Origin of the sequence: Rhizobium sullae (assembly GCF_025200715.1) — a bacterium.
Classification (GTDB): domain Bacteria; phylum Pseudomonadota; class Alphaproteobacteria; order Rhizobiales; family Rhizobiaceae; genus Rhizobium; species Rhizobium sullae.
Window position 1 is genome coordinate 416,819 of sequence record NZ_CP104145.1, and the last position, 16,997, is coordinate 433,815.

Sequence of the window (16,997 nt, forward strand, 5' to 3'; positions counted from 1 at the left end):
AGGAGAGTTACATGTCAGCTACGTTTCGTCCCTTGGAGGGCATTCGCGTCGTCGAGATGAGCCACATGATTATGGGCCCGTCCTGCGGCATGTTCCTCGGCTATCTCGGTGCGGAGGTCATCAAGGTCGAACCGCCCCAAGGCGACAAGACACGGACGCTGACCGGCATGGGGCGCCCGATGTTTCCGCTCTTCAACCGCGGTAAGAAGTCTGTGACCATCGATGTCAGGACCGAAGCGGGGCGGCAGGCCTTGGAGCGGCTGCTCTCGACGGCAGACGTGTTTGTCGAAAACTTCCGCGACGCCTCGCTGGTCAAGGCTGGGGTAGATGCAGAAACACTGCGCAAGAAGTTTCCGCGTCTGATCTTTGCCGCGTGCAAAGGGTTTTTATCCGGTCCGTACCAGAACCGGACGGCGCTGGATGAGGTCGTCCAGATGATGACTGGTCTTGCCTATATGACCGGCCCAACGGGCATGCCGCTGCGTGTTGGATCGTCGGCCAACGACATCATGGGCGGACTTTTTGCCGCGTTCTCCGTGCTTGCGGCCATTCTGGATCGCCAGAGCAGCGGCAACGGACACGAGATGCGCATCGGTCTTTTCGAGAACTGCCTCCTGCTTGTTGCGCAGCACATGGTACAGTTCGAACTGGAAGGGAAAAACCCGCCTCCGATGCCGGAGCGTGAATTTTCCTGGCCGGTCTACGACATCTTCGCCGACAAGGACGGCAAGCAGATGTTTGTCGGGGCGGTTACGGAAGGCCAGTGGGCGACCATCTGCCGCCTGCTGGACCTCGACCATCTGCTGACGGATCCGCGCCTGCAAACGCGCATGGACCAGATCAACGCCCGCAGTTGGACGATTCCGCTCGTTGCCGAGAAGATCGCGCAACACAGCGTGCAGGACTTGGAAACGCAATTCGAGGCAGTTGGACTGCCGTTCTCTCCGATTTCGAAGCCTTGCGACATGTATGACGATCCACATGTCATGCGCCCAGGCGGTATCGCGGTGTCATCCTATGAAAACACCACGTTCCGGGCGCCCGCGCTGCCTTTTGAGGTCGACGGCACGATGTTGACGGGTGGCGGCGACGTGCCCACCGTCGGCATGGACAATGCCGAAGTGCTGGGGGCACTGGGGCTGACCATAGCGGAAGTCGAGGCGGCGACCGGCGCCAGAAAGGAAACCGCATAATGGACGCGCGACGCCTTTTCCCGGTGGATCAGGTCGTCCTGAGAGAAGTCGGTCTCCGCGACGGTTTGCAGCTGACCAGGCACTATCCGACGACACAACAGAAGCTGGATTGGCTAAGCCGCGAATATCGCGCGGGCGTACGGCACTTCGAAGTCGGCTCTTTCCTGCCCAGCACCCGCTTTCCGCAGTTTGCAGACCTCCGTGTGTTGATCGACGCCACGAGCCGGCTGGATGGCGCTTACTCGACTGCATTGACCTTGAACGAGCGTGGCGTCGCAGATGCGCTGGAAACGCAGGTCGACGAGATGATCTTCGTCGTTTCCGCCACCGAAAGCCACAGCATGGCGAACACCCGGCGGAGCCGCGCGGAAGCGATCGAGATGCTCGCGCGGATAGATGCACAGCGCCGTGCAGGGCGCTCTGATCTTCCTGTCTTGACGGCCGGGATAGCCATGTCCTTCGGCTGCTCGCTGGAAGGCGAGGTGAACCCGCGCGACGTGATCGATATCTCGGAACGCGCGATCAAGGCGGGTGCCGATGTTCTGGCAATTGCCGATACCGTAGGATTTGGCGGCCCGGCGCAAGTGGCGTGGATGGTCCGCGAATTACGGCGCGCTCTCGGGGATGATCAGCCGATCGCCATGCATTTTCACGACACGCGCGGGCTTGCCCTCGCAAATTGCGCGGCGGCATTGGACAACGGCATCCGCGTTCTTGACGGTTGCCTCGGCGGACTGGGTGGATGCCCCTTCGCCCCCGGAGCGACCGGAAACACGGTCTTCGAGGATATGGTTTTCCTCTGCAAGACGATGGGTTTGCAAACCAATATCGATATCGACGGCCTTCTGGCTGCGCGCAAGGTCGTCGCTGCCTCGATGCCGGACGAACCGCTGCACGGGGCCCTGGCGCGTGCAGGTCTGCCAAAGGTGTTGGAGGACGCCTGAGACCAGACTGAATGAACATCAAAGGAGGAGTAAGATGAAGAACTTCGTAATTCCAGTGTTTGGTCTTGCCGCTATGTTGGCGAGCCCCGTCATGGCGCAAGATTATGTCATGCGCATCAGCCACCAGTTTCCGCCGACACACCACACGGCGATCCGTCTGGATAAGTTCGCCAAGGACGTGGAGGCCGCCACCGACCGCGCGGTTGACGTCCAGATCTTCGGTGCCGGGCAGCTTTACAAGCCGCAGCAGAACCATGCTGCGGTGGCCTCGGGCGAGATCGAGGCCGCTGCCATCGTGAGCCTCCAATGGGGCGGCACCATCCCCGAGATGGCGGTTACGGTGATCCCATATCTGATCTCCTCGCCCGAGGCGCAGAAGAGCTTCATCGGCTCCGAAGCGTCGGAAATCCTTGATCGCAAGATGGCCCAGCGTGGCGTCCAGAACATCGGCTGGATCGTCGATACCAACGATCTGATTTTCACATCCTCAAAAGGGCTGATGATCAAGCCGGAAGACTTCCAGGGCGTTAAGATCCGCGGCTTGACACCGCTGTTCGACAAGGGTCTGGAAGCTTTGGGCGCTACGCCGGTCCAGCTTCCGGGATCCGAGGTATATCAATCATTGCAAACCGGCGTGATCGACGCAGGTATCACGGGTGTGTCCGCTGCCTTCAGCCGCAAGTTCTACGAAGTGCAGGACTATGGCACGGCCTCGCCCATTTTCATCGCTTTTGACAACCTGGTCGTGAACCCCAAATGGTGGGGCGATCTGCCGCAAGACATCCGCACGGCCATTCAGACCTCTGCGGATTCGGCGGTGGAAAGCTCCATCATCACGCGTGAGGGGGTGAACCCCGATGACGTCACGGCGCTGACCGGTGCAGGAATGGAAGTTCACGTCCTGAGCGGCGAGGAAATCTCGGTACTGCGTGACATCATGCAACCGGCCGTGAAGAAAGCCTTCTTGGCCGAAACGGGCCAAGATGGCGAAAAGCTTCTCTCCATGATCAGCCCGCGATAAGTCATCATGGCGGGACTTGATCACAAAGCAGGTGGCCAAGACTGGCCTGTCTCGGCGTCACCGGCCCTGCGGACATATCAGCGTGGCGTCACGCTGATATGCAACGCCGCTTTTTCCGTAGCGACCATGTTGGTTCTGGTTGACTTTTGTTTGCTGGGAATTTCGGTCGTTGCAAGGTATTTGGCCAACACTCCGATCACCTGGGCAGACGAGCTCGTCGCGCTATCCCTGACGGCAATCACTGTTCTAGCTGCGCCACAGGTGCTGCTGGACAAGGGTCACATCGAAGTGGACATCGTGACGGAACTGGCCAAGGGACGCCTGTCTTTTCTTATCCGGTTGTGGTCTTCCTTGGCCGTTTTTCTGACGGCCATGCTTTTGATCTTTAACGGTTGGTCCCTGGCGATGTTCTCGCGCATGATCGGTCTGCTCACCGAGGGGCACTTGGAATTGCCGCTCTGGATGCTCCAACTGTTGATGCCGCTCGGCGGCTTCCTCCTGCTCCCCGTTGTCATTCTTCAGTTCTGGCAGGCAGTCTTCGCTTGCAACCACCCAGAGACCGAGGCGGTTCATGAACCCGCAGTGCTGGATTAGGAATGGAACGAACAAGATGATCATTATCGTTATTCTGGCCACTCTGCTGGTTTTGTTGTTCACCGGCCTGCCCATCTTTGCCGGTCTGACTCTGTATGGCGGCGCGCTGCTGTTGCTGACGCAGGGGAATCTGGGACCGGTCACTGATATCGTCTTCCACGAGATCAACCGCTATCTGCTCGTGGCCATTCCACTTTTCGGCTTCATGGCCAACATCATGATCAAGGGTAAGGTGGTCGACGATCTGTATGACGCGGCCTACACCTTCACCCGGCACCTGCCGGGCGGACTGGCCGTGGCGACTATTCTGGCGTGCACGGTTTTTGCGGCGATCTCGGGCTCCAGCGTTGCGACGGCCCTGACAGTCGGCGCGGTCGCAATCCCGCAGATGCTGCGCTTTGGCTACGACGAACGCTTTGCCTATGGTGTCGTTGCGGCGGGGGGCACTCTTGGCATTCTCATACCTCCATCGGCACCGATGATCCTTTACGGTGTGGCCACCGATACGTCGATCGGCGGTCTGTTCATGGCGGGCATCGTGCCCGGCTTCATGTTGGCCGGGATTTTCATTCTTTGGGCAATCTTCCGCAACGCGACGGCAGGCACCATCAAGCGTGAAAAGATGGCGAGCCTCGGCGAACTGGCAAGGGCGGTGAGGAAGTCGTTTTGGGCCATCCTCATGCCCGTCTTTGTCCTTGGCGGCATGTATGCCGGTATTTTTACTGCAACCGAGGGCGCAGCAGCCGGGGCATGGCTTGCGTTGGGGATCACCATTTGCATCTATCGCACAGTCGGATGGCGCGAGATCTGGAGTTCGGCCGGTGAGGCCGCGCGGATGTCCGGCATGCTGTTCATGATCCTGGCAGGTGCGACCGTCTTCAGCCACGTGCTGACAAAGATGCGGGTACCGCAGCAAGTGGTCGAGACATTAGTCGCGGCAGACTTCGGGGCCTTCGGCTTCGTGTTGATCATGATGATCATGGTCCTGATCCTGGGCATGTTCCTGGAATCGGTTGCCATCATCCTGATTACGGCCCCTGTGATCCTGCCAGCCATGATCCATCTGGACATCAACCCGATCTGGTATGGCATCCTGCTTGTCGTCAATCTTGAACTTGCCATGATCACGCCGCCGGTGGGAATGAACCTATTTACCATCAAGGCAATAACGGCGGCACCCATGGGCAGGATCGTCAGCGGCGCGGCGCCATATGTGATCCTGATACTCTTGTTTCTGGGCCTGCTTATCGCCTTTCCCGACATCGCACTTTGGCTTCCCGAACGCCTTTTGTGACACCTGATTGATTGGAGACCGAAATCGTGGCCGCCTATGCCCTGGACGATCAAAGCCCCACCCTGCCCGAGACCGGATCGTTCTGGATTGCGCCTGGCGCGCACGTCATCGGTCGGGTGATTCTTGCCCGCGACTCAAGCGTCTGGTTCGGCGCGGTCCTGCGTGGCGACAACGAGGTGCTGGAGATCGGCGAAGGAACGAACATTCAGGAGCACGTGATGGTCCATAGCGATCCAGGCTATCCCGTGTCCATCGGCCGCCATGTCACTGTCGGGCACCGCGCGATTGTGCACGGGTGCACGATCGGGGACAACACTCTGATCGGGATGGGGGCAACGGTGCTGAACGGCGCCCGGATCGGCCGGAACTGCCTGATCGGGGCCGGGGCACTGGTGACGGAAGGGAAGGAGATTCCGGATGGCTTGTTGGTCATGGGGGCACCGGCCAAGGTCGTGCGCGCCCTGGACGAGGCCGCGATTGAAGGGCTGGAGATTTCCGCCCAGACCTACATCCGCCACTGGAAACGCTTCATCACTAAACTGAAAGAGATAGATACCAAATGAACGACCGGGCAGATGGTTTCCCTCTGGATGGGCGCATCCTGATCCTGGGAACTGCGCCGCGCGCGGTCGAGCATCAATTGGCCGGGCAGGACCTCACCTTGGCTGAGGCGGGGCCGCTGCGCGACAAAATATCGACAAACGAGATCACCCCGCTGCCAGCACTGCTTCATTACGGAAAGGCACTCGCTCGCGAATCCCATACCGGAACCCGGATCGGCAACGACACGCCGCTGGTTCAAGGTGTCTTTGAGGATAGCGCTGTCACTGTGCTGGTGGCGGGGTACGCTATGGCAAGGGGGGCATCGCGCGAACATGCGCCGTTGTCAGAGTATTTGGCCGGTGTTCGCGGCAAGCTTCGAGCGGATCTACCGGCAGAATTGCGACAGTATAGGGCTGCTGGCCTCTACCGATATGGGTCTTTGACCTTAGTCCTAAGAACCACGAGCTCGCCTGGTTGAGTTCCATAATATCTCTTATGTGATATGTTATAACATAACGCAGTAGTATAGAGACATCGATCCTTTCGCCACTTGAAAAGTCCTGCCGTCGGTGGGTGTCGAGAGGCAGGACTATCGCCGAGATCACATTGCTTGAGGGCAAAAGCGTCCGCGAAATCGAGCTTTACCTGAAGCGTGCGCTCGTGTGCGACTGCAGACGAACCCTTCGGCGGCTTCGCGCCAGAAGCGGCCATAGTGTGTTGCGCGCATCCCCGGCACGACCATGGCGTTTGCAGGCGCAACCCGGTTCCCGAGCTACGCCTGGAGGTCAAAGTGGCGTGCCTCGAAAACCTATTTCGATCTGTATGCGACCAGGGAGCATGCAGTAGAAGAGCCAGCCGCCGCGAATAGCCTTTGGCGGTCGATTAAGCTCCACGTCGGACGATTGCAGGTTAGCGTACATTTTGTCGACGGCATCTGCGGACTCCAGCATGAAGCCGATGTGATACGTCGATGTACCGAGGCTCACCTGGTCGGAAGTGCCGAACCCGGCAACGGGCTGACTGACGACCAGTTCGAAATCGGCCTCGTCACGTAGGACGATCAGGCCGTCGCGGGCAAATTCTTGCCGAAACCCAAAATGGGTTACGAGAACTGCGACAGTTCGTTGAACATCGGGGACATGAACGTCGAGATGATTCATTCGCATGCTAATATCCTGGTTTCCCGACGAATATGAGCATTACATGAGCTCCGGAATCCGCCGAGGCAGCGTGCGGGATGCACACTGTTCTCGTCGCGGGTTCTCATGCCAAGGGCACGGACAGAGCTTCCTCTACGGGAAGGGGTCAGGCTTACCTAATCTGACCCAGCCTTTTTCGACATCGTTCGATTTAATACCCTACGTGTCTGGCGTCAAGACTTCCAGCTTCCGGAGAGCAACTGCTTTGGGCCGACTGCGGACCAGCGCTTCGGCAGGAAAGCGCCACATCCGGACCTTTGCTCGGAATACTGGGAACATCGTGTTCCAACCCATTCGGATCACCAGATGGCGGATGTTACATTTTTGCGGCGGACCACCCTGTCATCACTTCCGACTGCCCTTGATAAGAAGCCTCGAAGAATGGAGCGGCCAGTATCGCCTGCATGTGTAATGTCTCGCTTCCGGTATTGCGAAAACCGTGCCAGCTGCCGCGGAATGATGACGGATTGTCCCGACGATACCGTTTCCCGTTCGCCATCCAACCACAGCTCGGCATGGCCGTCCAGAACGGTCAGTACTTCCTCGACGGGATGGCTATGAGTATGTGCGCCACTGCCCGGCGCGACCCACTGTTCAAAAATGCAGAGAGAGGCCGCCTCGGTGACCGCTGAAACCTGCATCCTGGTCAATACGCCGGGACGCCACTCTTCAGTCGACTGAACGTTATGATCGGTAATCTGCATGATCCCCTCATTGATAGAACAGCATGGAGTTCGGGTTCGCGAGTGTTCGCGTACCACCGATTTCCACACTCGCCTGCGAGCGGCCAGTTCTACACGCGGAAAAGCGATCGAGGCTTGGCTTGTTTGACAAGTATGTTCGATCCGAATTAGTGTCTCGGGGCGACGGGGAGATTGGCAGCGGCGACCTGAAAGGGCAAGTTCGAAGGCGGCTTCGTCAATCTCAAGAGGAATATCGGGAATGCCAGTCCTGGAACTCAACAACGGTGCGAACGTGATGGTCCATAACTGCCTCATAGACCAAGGCACTCGAAATCTTGTTCGAGCCCTCTGGTAATTCAGCCAAGACGCTTTTGATCTGAAGGATCGTTTCCCGGTTTATCTCGGTGAGGCGAGGCATCAGCGTCTTCAGATGTGCGAGATCGGGCTGCCTTTCCGGCTCATCGACCAACCAAATGTCGATTGTCCACATGGCTTGGTCCGGCGCTCGAACCGATAGCCATAGATAAAGCCCATCCGGATATTTTTCAGGTTCTACGTTCGATTTCCCGGTGTCATTCCGAAAGCGCAAAGCGACAACGCTTTCGGTCATCTGCATGAGGCGAGCGCCAACACCAGCAAATGCTTCGAGGGCGTTGGCATCCAACTTAGGACAGACGACTGTAACATCGATATCGCGCCGCACCATAAGACCCATGGCGGAGCTGCCAACACGGGTAGGATGCCCTACCTGAGAAAGAAGGTCATCAAGGTGGAGCGCTCGTACGATTTCATCAGCTTCAGTCTGTAATCGTCACTGGACTGCCAACAGGTCGGACATAATCTTCCTCAAATCGTCGCTATTTCCATATGTTGGTCCAAGGTGGCATCCCGAATTAAAAGGGGTTGGGCCGCTTTGGGCCGCCAGACGTGACCGCCTCAAGGCCAATCCCCATTGCCCGGCCAAGCTTCCAGCAGTGGCAAACGCGGCAAACAGGAGTATCAGCGGATACAGCGGCTGCCGCGAAGAGCAGCAGGTTGCTAATCATGGCACGAGAATACAACTTAAGCGTAAAGCATCAATATGGAAGCTGCTTCAAGGTGAGCAAATCGTAACAGAGCCGCTTCACAAGAACCTTTGCCGGAGGTGGACAAAGGCAGCTTCGGGCCGACAGGAGATGAAAGGCCCGGCGGGAAAGCACCACATGCGGACGTTGGGCGGACCGGACCTGCTATTGCTTGTACGTTCCGAAATTGAACGTAGCGATCATCGTCCTCACGGGATCAGGAAAGTCCCAGCGGGTCCCTATGACCTTACCGTCGGCGGATAAAACTTCAGTGGTCTCGAAGTCCCCTATCGTCAGAAGTCCAATGGTTGAGAGGCCGCTACCGACAATCTTCAGATCAACCACTTTTTCAGGCTTCGAACATCTGTTGGTGGTGGGACAAACCCATCCGTTGGTTTTCATTTGCGCAACAGGCGTGAAACTGAAGGGTAAGCGATGTACTATTCCCACCAAGGGTGGATAAATCCGGGATTGGGTATCAAATGCCATCAGCCGTGGAGCGCTAAGGCAACTATGCGCCGCCACCGGCGGTCATTGATCTCGCTGTACACTCGGCATACGTTGATCCATTCCGCTCAATTCACGGGCTTCGGATCAGGGAACTTCCATGTCCCATCCAGAATGGACGCACGTGGACGATAGAGCCTTACTGTATAGTTCCAGCCACTCATGATCGGCAAGCAGTTCGGGATTTTGTCATCGCATCCCCCGAATTGAATCCCGATCGAGCCATCCTCGCTTCTCTGGGCCGTCACGTTGTTGAGCGAATAGGCGTCGTAGGGGTTCTTCTCATAGTAGCCTTTCGGATTGTAGAGGCTGATCGACCAGAAGCCATCGACAGGGACATCCTTGACGTCGAGCTTGTAGATCGTCTTCCCGTCGTTTTTCTCGGGTGTAATGTTGAGGTAGGTGGCATCTTTGTCAGGATTGCCGCCCCAGGCAGCCGCGCTCGCGACCAGATGACGGACCGGATCAACCTCGGCCTTGGAACCGAACGCCTTGTTGAAGTCAGGCATCGTCGTCGCCAGGATCAGCAGGGCATCGCGCACCTTCTTCTGGCTGGCCTGATCCCAATCGCGCAAATCGAACGTGCCCGGACCTCCCGTCTGGTCGATCTTGATGGCGTCTTGCAGAGCGTGGACCTGCTCGACGTCCTTCGGATCGGAGGGATCGACGAAGGTGCGTATGGCAATCGCCAGATAGCGTGTGCCGACCTGCTCTTTGGTAAAAGTGGTTGCGCCACCGTACGACACTGCGGGAACGTAATGGTCCTCGTTGATGGCCAGCAGTGACATGAAACGCTTGCCTGCTTCGGGCAATATGATTGTCGCGGGACCAGCATCCAGATCGAGGATTGCAGCCGAATAGAGCGTGTCGCGGTTGAGGCGGATGACCGTCTGATTGTCGATGGCCGCCGGTTCACGACGATGCACAAATTTTGCGAAGCCTCCATCTTTGACGATGTTGCTGAAATAGAGGTCGCTCTCAGCACGGACGAAATTGTCGATGGTGACGGGTTCAGCCGCAAAAGCTGCGCTGGAAAAAGCGACGAGGGCCGAAACCCCGATCGCGGCGGCAAGAGCAGGATATCTAGCGTTCATATCGGTCCCTTTGGTTCCTTTCTGCGATGGCTTCCCTGTGGGATCGGGTGTCAAGCTGCATGGCAAAACACCCGCCGCCAGCGGCCGTGTTCAGTCAACCCGTTCGAAGTCGCCCGGCTTCCAGCTCTTGTCGAACCATGGCTCCAATGGAGCATACAGCCGCAACAGCGAATTCCAGCCCTTGCCAGGCATGGTTTGAACCCAGTTCCCCTCTTGTCCAGACGGAGCCTCAGGAGAGAACCAGACTGTCACCGAGCCGTCCTCGTTCTTCTTGATGCCCGGCTGGTTGCTGTCGATGCCTGCGAGCTTCTGGTCAGTCTCCAGCATCGATCTGGTCTGATTGTCATAGACTGTGAACGACCAGAACTGTCCGGCCGGAACGGGGGCTGGCAGGGTGATTTTATATGTCTTGCTGCCGTCGAGATAGGCTCCGGTCGAATCCCTGACCGCGAACGCGTAGGCCGAGCCGGTCCCAGGCTTTGCATCTGCCATCGCGGGGGTGATTCCCGTCGCTGCATAGTGGAACATCGTGCGCGCATCGAGCATGCGTTCGCCGTCGCTCAGAAACTGATAGCTGTTGCCGATGAAGCCGTTGTTCCATTGACGGTCTGGGTAAAACTTCGCGCGTTCGTCGCGGGGCGCAAATACCATCGACCGAGCCGTCGCATTCCCGACAGCCACGGCCTCGGTGAGGATTGCCTTCATGCGAGCATCGGGCGCGAACGGCTTGCCCTTCTTGATGCCGATGGAAGCGAACAGACCGACGACTTCCGGATCGAATGCATCGCCCGGCTCGGCCTGAATGACATCGTTCAGCTCTTCATAGAAATGGAAATCGTTGGCATGGATCGTGTTGACCTGCTTGCCGGAGATATTGGCGAAGGTGGCTTCCGGCGGTTCTTCGCGCGTTGAAAGCGGATAGACACGCGCATGATCCTTCACGTTCTTGACCGCAGCAGCAATATCCCCGCCTTTGACGAAGGCGCGATAAAGAATCAGGTTCGTGTTGGTCGGCGACTTGGTGACGAAGTAGCCTTCGGAAGGCAGCTCCCCAGAATAGCCTGGGGGCACGAAGAGATATTTTCCGCCTTTGCCTCTGTCTGGGCCGATAAGCCCGACATCGGTGACGTAGCGGAAATAGGCATCATCGACGGGTCCGAGGACACCCGGAGGCACCTGCGCGACGACCGGGCCATCCGTCAGATCGACGCAGAAGAACACATAAACGGTCGTCGTGTTCGCGGTCAGAAACAGGGAGCGTGCATCCAGCAGGTTCTCTGTAATGCCGATGCCTTTATTTTTCGCTGCCCCGACATCGTCCAGACCCTGGCACAATGCGTACACGGACGCGGCTGGCATCCCTAAAAGGAACGCTTCCACCCCCCTTGAAAAATCGATGTTGTCGTAGACCTTCTGCACCGTCTCCTGATCGGGAAGTCCGTCAGTGAACTTCAGGACCCCGATGCGGGTTTCTACTGTATCTGGCGTCTGGATGGACGTAGGGACATCGGCTTTGAACTCCGGGGCATTCTGTTCTTGCGTGTAAGCGGCACTCGCGGAAAACATTGACGCAATTGCCAAAATGCCAACCCGATTGAATTTACGCATAACCTATCTCCTGAACATTTATTCGGCGTTTGGCGATGATCTTACTCTCGGCTTTGTCACAGGCTTATGTGAAAATCAGAACGGGTTTAGGTAGTTCGTAATCGCAACCTGTCGCAGCAAGACCTTTCTGATGACATGCGCGGCTCCAACGTGGTCCGTGAATATGGCTGCTGTTCCCACGCTACCCGCTGGCAGTTTCCGCGCAAACTCCGCGTCATCAAGCTTGATCCTGACAACCATCGGCGCACTCTGGATGCTATCCGGCGTCACCGCCGTCCCCGAAACCCTCGCCTGCCCGGCGGATACCGCTTGAAGGACGCCTTCGACTTTGCCTGGATAGACCTTGCCGGGCATGTATTTGAAAGTGGCTTCCACTGGCTGCCCTACCTCGATATAGCGGGCATTGATCTGGGGAACCTCAACTCCGATGATCGTATCCGTCGTATCAATGAACGCCATAACCGGGGCCACGGGTAGGCTGCTGACGCGCGCACCTTTGCGAAGCGCAAGGTTGGTGACATAGCCATCGGCCGGAGCCCGAACGATCGTTTTGTCCAGGTCCCACTTTGCACCCACGAGCTGCGCCTGAAGCTGATTGACCTCCGCTTGGCTTTGCTCGGCATCGAAAGCTCTTCCTGCGCCGGTCTCTTTCAGACGTGTCGTTTCCGAGAGGCGAAGCTGTGCAAGATCGAGTTGTGCCTGCAGGGCATCCACCTTGGCCTTGAAGGGAACCGGATCGATCCGGAAAAGCACATCGCCTTCCTTGAGCGTTGTGTTCGCAATGACGGGAACTTCTATAACTTCGCCCGACACGTCAGGAACGATAGCAACGGAGTTACGGACTGTCAGCGCCGTCCCCTGTGGCGCGCCCCAACCCATCGGAATAAACAGGCCGACGAGAAGCAGGAGCAGAACGAGGACCGGCGATACCTTCCAGAAAAGGTTGAAGGGCACGATCCGGAACTTTACGAGGCAAAAAAGAACGGCCAGGTAGACATTGAGAAGGACGACGATCATCGCACGTCCTCCGCTTTTCCAACTCGCGGCACATCGACGTAGGCCCAGATTAAGACGAGCGGCCATAACGCGAAGCCAAGAAAAAGCGTGATCCAACCCGCCACTGTGACGGCTTGTGCCCAAGGATGGGCTCTTCGCGTGGCGATTACGCCAGGAAGCATGGCCAGAAATACGACGACTCCAGCCGTGCTTACGATAAGCACAATTAAAACTACCCAGGCGAAAATATCGAGCAAATTCAATCCTCGCCTATCTGCGTGGGTCCGGCATTACATCGTGGTTAGGCTATAGAAGATAAAGCCTAGTTGCAATCGGTCATCTATGCACTTCCAAGGGGTGTGTCGTGCCGGAGGTTACGCAAGTACGCGAATACAAAGGAAGATGCCGAGTATTAGGGCTCCTTGGGCGAAAAATATCCTCTGTCCAGCACGCACATAACCCACCGACGAAAGCGGTCACTGGTGGCGCTTGCTACAAAAGATCGGATAATTCCAGGGTAAGAGTTCATCAATCTGGCTCTGCTTGTGGCCGTTGACGATGGCGCTGAGCGTGCTGGTCAGATACGCAAGCGGATCGACCCTGTCTTGGTTTTGCGAGAACCGGGATCAAGCACCGGCGCACGGGTCTCGTCCATGAATAGCTTAGTCGAGCGCTTCAGGTCGGTGATCAAGGCATCGAAGACCGGACGCAGATCAAAAGCTGCCCGACCGACCCAATCGGCCAGTGTGGAGCGGTCGAGATCAATTCCTTGGCGGCTCATGATCTGGGCCTGCCGATAGAGCGGAAGATGATCGGCGTATTTGGACACCAGCACATGTGCGATGGTGGCCTCCGTCGGCAACCCGCCGTGGATCAGTCGCGGTGGGGCCGGAGCCTGAGCAACACCGTCGGTACAGGCACGGCAGGCATATTTGGGACGGCGGGTGACGATGACGCGGAATTGCGCCGGAACGACGTCCAGCCGCTCGGACACGTCCTCGCCGATGCAATGCAGGCATTCGCCGCAAGCGCAGACCAGGCTTTCCGGCTCGATGATCTCTTCTATGCGAGGAAGGTGAGCCGGAAGAGAGCCGCGATTGGCTGCACGGGGTTTGGAGCGCTGCTTGCCCGAAAGGCTATCCGTTTCGTCTTCGGCATGGACGGCAGCGATTGCCGTCTCAAGGTCCTCCAGTGCGAGATCGAACTGCTCGGGATCAGCCTTCTCGGATTTGCGGCCGAAGGCGGCTTGCTTGAAAGCGGCAACAAGCTTCTCCAGGCGCTCAATCCGCTCATCCTTGCGGACTTCACGCGCTTGCGCCGAGATCAGCATCGCCTTCAGGGCAGCAATATCGTCGGGAAGATCGGCGGCGTCCAACATGGTGGAAGTCTATCAAATCCCGCTTGATTCATGCTCGGAATCTGCCGCCCGAGTCATCGTGTCGCATCTATTCGATGGCGTCCGGCACTCTTGCCTCCACGCCACGGACCCGACGCCAATCGAGGCCTGCAAACAGCGCCTCGAACTGAGCATGGCCCAAGGTCATCAAACCGTCCCTGACGCCCGGCCAAGTGAACGTGTGTTCCTCCAACCGCTTGTAGGCCATCACCAGCCCGCTTCCATCCCAGTAGATCAGCTTCAATCGGTCTGCTTTGCGAGACCGGAATACGAAGACCGTTCCGGTGAACGGGTCCTTGTGCAGCTCGTTCTTGACCAGCGCCGCCAAACCATCGTGACCTTTGCGGAAATCGACCGGCTTGGTGGCAACCATGATCCGCACGCGGTTCGATGGGAAAATCATGCCGGGACCGAGCAGGCACGCGCGACAGCGGCGATCCGAGCGACGGACGCGCCTTCTTCCAGACGGATAATGACGGAACCGACGATCACCTCAGGGCGACTGACTTTTGTGACCGGCGGCTCCGAAACGGGCGGATCGATGATCACCGCTGCGAACTCCACCGGGTCCTCGGGTGCGGGCAGAACCAGCTTGCCCTGCCGCGCCATCGTTCGCCAGGTGGACAGGTGGTTCGGCTTCAAGCCATGTCGCTCTGCGACGTCATTCACCATAGCGCCAGGCCGCAAGCTCTCAGAAACGATCTGTGCCTTGACCTCGTCCGGCCAGTGCCGGTGAACCTCACGCCCAGACTTTCTGGTCGTGAGAACCTCCAATGTAGTCTCCATGGAGAAACTCCCGTTGCTCGTCCATGGAAAGGCGATCACAGATTACGGCCGCGGGGACAACGTGGGGCTGGAACAGCGGTTACGCTGAAGGATGACGATCCGCCGAAGAATGACAGGCGATCCCTAAAGGAATACCAAGCTGTCTCGGCAGTTATCTCGTCATAGATGTTATCCGCTTTGTCCACTGAGAAATCATTGTACTTGGATCGCACTCTCGGAGGACCCTCATCATGAGAGTGACGCGTCTGCTTCCGAAGGTGCAGTCGACCCATAGGGGGGTCTGCTCTTGGCGAGTGCCGTTCGCCGTCGTCTCTGGGCCTCTTCGAGCACATGCCGTGTCGGCCGCCATTGTTCCGTTGCCCGGTCCCATAGCAAGCCACATCGCAGCTTTGGTCTGCTTCGGAGGGAAAGTACAAAAGCCAAAAACAATCATTAAGAAAAGGACCGAAAACCGCATCTATTTCCTCAAGAGCTTGGACTCCACGCTATACCAAAACCCCCTTAACGACGCGTTGGTCATTAAGGTGAATGTTTAGCGATATTTCCCGGCTCAAACGTAACTGACGCATGATTTGACGGTCGCTGGTGGCCGACAGGCGACCTGGACCATGTTCGGAGCGAGCCAAATGCGGTCATGAGCGAGGCCGTCTCAGAAACAGGTCAAACCATGAAAGGATAGGAATGACTGCCGGATGCGCTAATGGTGTCATGAAGCAGAGATTTCCCATCGCAACCCAAGCTAGATCGGTGTGTTCCTCTCCCAGCAATCGCGGAGCGCCACCCGACCATTCGGTGACTGCATATACCTGGTATCTTATACTTTCGCAGTCGGGAGTCGCCGCGTCAGGGAAGGTTTTCAGGTGCCGAAAGGTGATTGGGGTTATGCCGACTTCCTCCTGCGCCTCCCTGACAAGAGCGGCATCGGTAGTCTCCCCTACTTCGACATGGCCGCCGACTAAATCCCAATACTCCGGATATTGCCGCTTATGGGCGGCGCGTCTCACCAAAAGTACGCGGCCGTCGTGGATGAATGCCGCGAGGACGATAGTTGTCACAATCCCTCCATCGCCGTCGGCTGGCCGACACCGTACTATCCATGCGGAGACATTCGCAGCTTTTGGCAAGGGCGGCAATGGGGCCGACTGCGGAAGCTTAGCCTTGGGCGGAACGCGCCAACACCGGACATTGACAGAGGTGGATGTCATCGTATCCTCGCCCGAAGGTCCGATGGGGTGAGTCATGTCTGCGGTTACGCAACACATCATTGATCGAGGCGACGGCGCTCGCGTGGAACTATTCCAGGCTCGACCGTCTGCGCCCAAGAACGGAGCGATACTGTTCGTACATGGAAATCAGGGTGGACTTCTCTTAGGTGGAAAAGAGGCTGTCGATGACGGATCGCTGGTTCGGTTCTCGTCCCGTCTTGGTGTAACGGCGGCCGCAATCTCTCAGCCTGGTTTTGGCGCATCGGACGGGCCTGCCGATTTCTGCGGCCCGACTACTCAGCAAGCGATTGTAGCCGCATTGGAGTTTCTGAAGCAGCAGCCATCAGTCGATCCCGCACGCATAGTTCTCTACGGAAACAGTCGAGCGGCTGTGGCGTCCGCCATGGTGGCCACGAAAGTCCAGGGCCTCAGGGCGCTCATCCTAACAGGAGGCGTTTACGATTTACGAGAAGCCTACGGAAGCAGTTCGAGAGGCTTGCAGCAAGCTATCCAGAAAGAGGCAGGCGTTTCGAACGAAAGCTTCTTGGATCGGTCCGCACTCCATCATTCGCACAGGATTCGAGCGGAAACCTTACTTCTACACGGCAAGTACGATGATCGTGCATCGGTCGATCAAGCTGAACGATTTTCGGAGGCTCTCGCACAGGTAGGTGTGCCGGTACGCTTCTATGCGCTCGAAGGCGGTCATCGCCTTCCCCGAGAACAGGTCACACCCATCCTCCGGGAATTCTTAACTCGAATATTTGCGCCAGACGCAACGCTTCACTGACTTATGGCTGCTTCGGGGCCGACAGCAGAAGGTCGGCCGCTTCTGGATAGCGCAAATACCGGTCATTGATAGGTTTGCGG

Annotated in this window: 19 protein-coding genes and 1 pseudogene; 8 read left to right on the top strand and 12 right to left on the bottom strand. The window is 57.6% G+C overall.

Translation table 11 applies throughout. The features are described from left to right. Positions 1 to 11: 11 nt before the first annotated feature. The 7 genes from N2599_RS36120 (at position 12) to N2599_RS36150 (ending at position 6,067) form a co-directional block, all read left to right on the top strand. Entirely contained in the window at positions 12 to 1,193 is a 1,182-nt protein-coding gene (locus N2599_RS36120) for a CaiB/BaiF CoA transferase family protein (protein ID WP_027511214.1), read from the top strand. Further along, positions 1,190 to 2,137, top strand: a complete 948-nt coding sequence (locus tag N2599_RS36125; protein ID WP_027511213.1) for a hydroxymethylglutaryl-CoA lyase-like TIM-barrel protein — start codon at positions 1,190 to 1,192, stop codon at positions 2,135 to 2,137. Before N2599_RS36120 ends, N2599_RS36125 begins: the two co-directional genes overlap by 4 nt. Positions 2,138 to 2,246: 109 nt before the next feature. Further along, the gene (dctP, locus tag N2599_RS36130; RefSeq protein ID WP_165928371.1) at positions 2,247 to 3,158 is read left to right on the top strand and encodes a TRAP transporter substrate-binding protein DctP; all 912 of its coding nucleotides are present in this window, start codon (positions 2,247 to 2,249) and stop codon (positions 3,156 to 3,158) included. Between the two features lie 6 nt (positions 3,159 to 3,164). Next, positions 3,165 to 3,752: a TRAP transporter small permease gene (locus N2599_RS36135; protein ID WP_027511211.1), complete on the top strand. Its 588-nt coding sequence runs from the start codon at positions 3,165 to 3,167 to the stop codon at positions 3,750 to 3,752. Positions 3,753 to 3,768: 16 nt separating this feature from the next. Continuing rightward, positions 3,769 to 5,046 (top strand): TRAP transporter large permease, encoded by a 1,278-nt coding sequence (locus N2599_RS36140; protein ID WP_027511210.1) that lies wholly within the window; start codon positions 3,769 to 3,771, stop codon positions 5,044 to 5,046. Between the two features lie 26 nt (positions 5,047 to 5,072). Continuing rightward, positions 5,073 to 5,609 (top strand): gamma carbonic anhydrase family protein, encoded by a 537-nt coding sequence (locus N2599_RS36145; protein WP_051336645.1) that lies wholly within the window; start codon positions 5,073 to 5,075, stop codon positions 5,607 to 5,609. Next, complete coding sequence (locus N2599_RS36150; protein WP_027511208.1) at positions 5,606 to 6,067, top strand: 3-isopropylmalate dehydratase small subunit; 462 nt, start codon at positions 5,606 to 5,608, stop codon at positions 6,065 to 6,067. The genes N2599_RS36145 and N2599_RS36150 overlap by 4 nt, the downstream gene beginning before the upstream one ends. A gap of 307 nt (positions 6,068 to 6,374) precedes the next feature. Here N2599_RS36150 and N2599_RS36155 read toward each other — a convergent pair whose 3' ends face one another. The 12 genes and pseudogenes from N2599_RS36155 to N2599_RS38110 form a co-directional block, all read right to left on the bottom strand. Next, complete coding sequence (locus tag N2599_RS36155) at positions 6,375 to 6,755, bottom strand: VOC family protein (protein ID WP_027511207.1); 381 nt, start codon at positions 6,753 to 6,755, stop codon at positions 6,375 to 6,377. A 332-nt stretch (positions 6,756 to 7,087) separates the two neighbouring features. Then, a complete protein-coding gene (locus N2599_RS36160; RefSeq protein ID WP_311319515.1) occupies positions 7,088 to 7,492 on the bottom strand; it encodes a cupin domain-containing protein in 405 nt (134 codons plus the stop codon). A gap of 220 nt (positions 7,493 to 7,712) precedes the next feature. Next, positions 7,713 to 8,186, bottom strand: a complete 474-nt coding sequence (locus N2599_RS36165; protein ID WP_051336644.1) for a hypothetical protein — start codon at positions 8,184 to 8,186, stop codon at positions 7,713 to 7,715. 924 nt (positions 8,187 to 9,110) lie between these two features. After that, the gene (locus N2599_RS36170; protein ID WP_027511205.1) at positions 9,111 to 10,136 is read right to left on the bottom strand and encodes a DUF1254 domain-containing protein; all 1,026 of its coding nucleotides are present in this window, start codon (positions 10,134 to 10,136) and stop codon (positions 9,111 to 9,113) included. Positions 10,137 to 10,226: 90 nt separating this feature from the next. After that, a complete protein-coding gene (locus N2599_RS36175) occupies positions 10,227 to 11,744 on the bottom strand; it encodes a DUF1254 domain-containing protein (RefSeq protein WP_027511204.1) in 1,518 nt (505 codons plus the stop codon). Positions 11,745 to 11,819: 75 nt separating this feature from the next. Beyond that, positions 11,820 to 12,761 carry an HlyD family secretion protein gene (locus tag N2599_RS36180; protein ID WP_027511203.1) on the bottom strand — a complete coding sequence of 314 codons (942 nt, stop codon included), beginning with the start codon at positions 12,759 to 12,761 and terminating at the stop codon, positions 11,820 to 11,822. Next, positions 12,758 to 13,003 carry a DUF3302 domain-containing protein gene (locus tag N2599_RS36185; RefSeq protein ID WP_027511202.1) on the bottom strand — a complete coding sequence of 82 codons (246 nt, stop codon included), beginning with the start codon at positions 13,001 to 13,003 and terminating at the stop codon, positions 12,758 to 12,760. The genes N2599_RS36180 and N2599_RS36185 overlap by 4 nt, the downstream gene beginning before the upstream one ends. A gap of 213 nt (positions 13,004 to 13,216) precedes the next feature. Further along, complete coding sequence (locus N2599_RS38105) at positions 13,217 to 13,321, bottom strand: hypothetical protein (RefSeq protein WP_084606534.1); 105 nt, start codon at positions 13,319 to 13,321, stop codon at positions 13,217 to 13,219. A 17-nt stretch (positions 13,322 to 13,338) separates the two neighbouring features. Continuing rightward, positions 13,339 to 14,118, bottom strand: a pseudogene (gene tnpC / locus N2599_RS36190) (IS66 family transposase); the annotation flags it as partial. 67 nt (positions 14,119 to 14,185) lie between these two features. Further along, a complete protein-coding gene (gene tnpB / locus N2599_RS36195; protein ID WP_027511201.1) occupies positions 14,186 to 14,539 on the bottom strand; it encodes an IS66 family insertion sequence element accessory protein TnpB in 354 nt (117 codons plus the stop codon). After that, positions 14,536 to 14,922, bottom strand: coding sequence for a transposase (locus tag N2599_RS36200; protein WP_027511200.1), 387 nt, complete (start codon positions 14,920 to 14,922; stop codon positions 14,536 to 14,538). The genes tnpB and N2599_RS36200 overlap by 4 nt, the downstream gene beginning before the upstream one ends. A gap of 632 nt (positions 14,923 to 15,554) precedes the next feature. Beyond that, a complete protein-coding gene (locus N2599_RS38110; RefSeq protein WP_084606518.1) occupies positions 15,555 to 16,187 on the bottom strand; it encodes an NUDIX hydrolase in 633 nt (210 codons plus the stop codon). Between N2599_RS38110 and N2599_RS36205 the strand changes: the two genes are divergently transcribed. Further along, a complete protein-coding gene (locus N2599_RS36205) occupies positions 16,162 to 16,917 on the top strand; it encodes an alpha/beta hydrolase family protein (protein WP_027511198.1) in 756 nt (251 codons plus the stop codon). The genes N2599_RS38110 and N2599_RS36205 overlap by 26 nt on opposite strands. The last annotated feature ends 80 nt before the right edge of the window (positions 16,918 to 16,997 follow it).

Excerpts from the sequence above, each read along its gene's own strand:
- N2599_RS36120 (WP_027511214.1), top strand. The coding sequence starts at position 12 with ATGTCAGCTACGTTTCGTCCCTTGGAGGGCATTCGCGTCGTCGAGATG.
- dctP (WP_165928371.1), top strand. The coding sequence starts at position 2,247 with ATGCGCATCAGCCACCAGTTTCCGCCGACACACCACACGGCGATCCGT.
- N2599_RS36135 (WP_027511211.1), top strand. The coding sequence starts at position 3,165 with ATGGCGGGACTTGATCACAAAGCAGGTGGCCAAGACTGGCCTGTCTCG.
- N2599_RS36140 (WP_027511210.1), top strand. The coding sequence starts at position 3,769 with ATGATCATTATCGTTATTCTGGCCACTCTGCTGGTTTTGTTGTTCACC.
- N2599_RS36150 (WP_027511208.1), top strand. The coding sequence starts at position 5,606 with ATGAACGACCGGGCAGATGGTTTCCCTCTGGATGGGCGCATCCTGATC.
- N2599_RS36155 (WP_027511207.1), bottom strand. The coding sequence starts at position 6,755 with ATGCGAATGAATCATCTCGACGTTCATGTCCCCGATGTTCAACGAACT.
- N2599_RS36160 (WP_311319515.1), bottom strand. The coding sequence starts at position 7,492 with ATGCAGATTACCGATCATAACGTTCAGTCGACTGAAGAGTGGCGTCCC.
- N2599_RS36165 (WP_051336644.1), bottom strand. The coding sequence starts at position 8,186 with ATGGGTCTTATGGTGCGGCGCGATATCGATGTTACAGTCGTCTGTCCT.
- N2599_RS36170 (WP_027511205.1), bottom strand. The coding sequence starts at position 10,136 with ATGAACGCTAGATATCCTGCTCTTGCCGCCGCGATCGGGGTTTCGGCC.
- N2599_RS36175 (WP_027511204.1), bottom strand. The coding sequence starts at position 11,744 with ATGCGTAAATTCAATCGGGTTGGCATTTTGGCAATTGCGTCAATGTTT.
- N2599_RS36180 (WP_027511203.1), bottom strand. The coding sequence starts at position 12,761 with ATGATCGTCGTCCTTCTCAATGTCTACCTGGCCGTTCTTTTTTGCCTC.
- tnpB (WP_027511201.1), bottom strand. The coding sequence starts at position 14,539 with ATGATTTTCCCATCGAACCGCGTGCGGATCATGGTTGCCACCAAGCCG.
- N2599_RS36200 (WP_027511200.1), bottom strand. The coding sequence starts at position 14,922 with ATGGAGACTACATTGGAGGTTCTCACGACCAGAAAGTCTGGGCGTGAG.
- N2599_RS36205 (WP_027511198.1), top strand. The coding sequence starts at position 16,162 with ATGTCTGCGGTTACGCAACACATCATTGATCGAGGCGACGGCGCTCGC.
- N2599_RS38110 (WP_084606518.1), bottom strand. The coding sequence starts at position 16,187 with ATGATGTGTTGCGTAACCGCAGACATGACTCACCCCATCGGACCTTCG.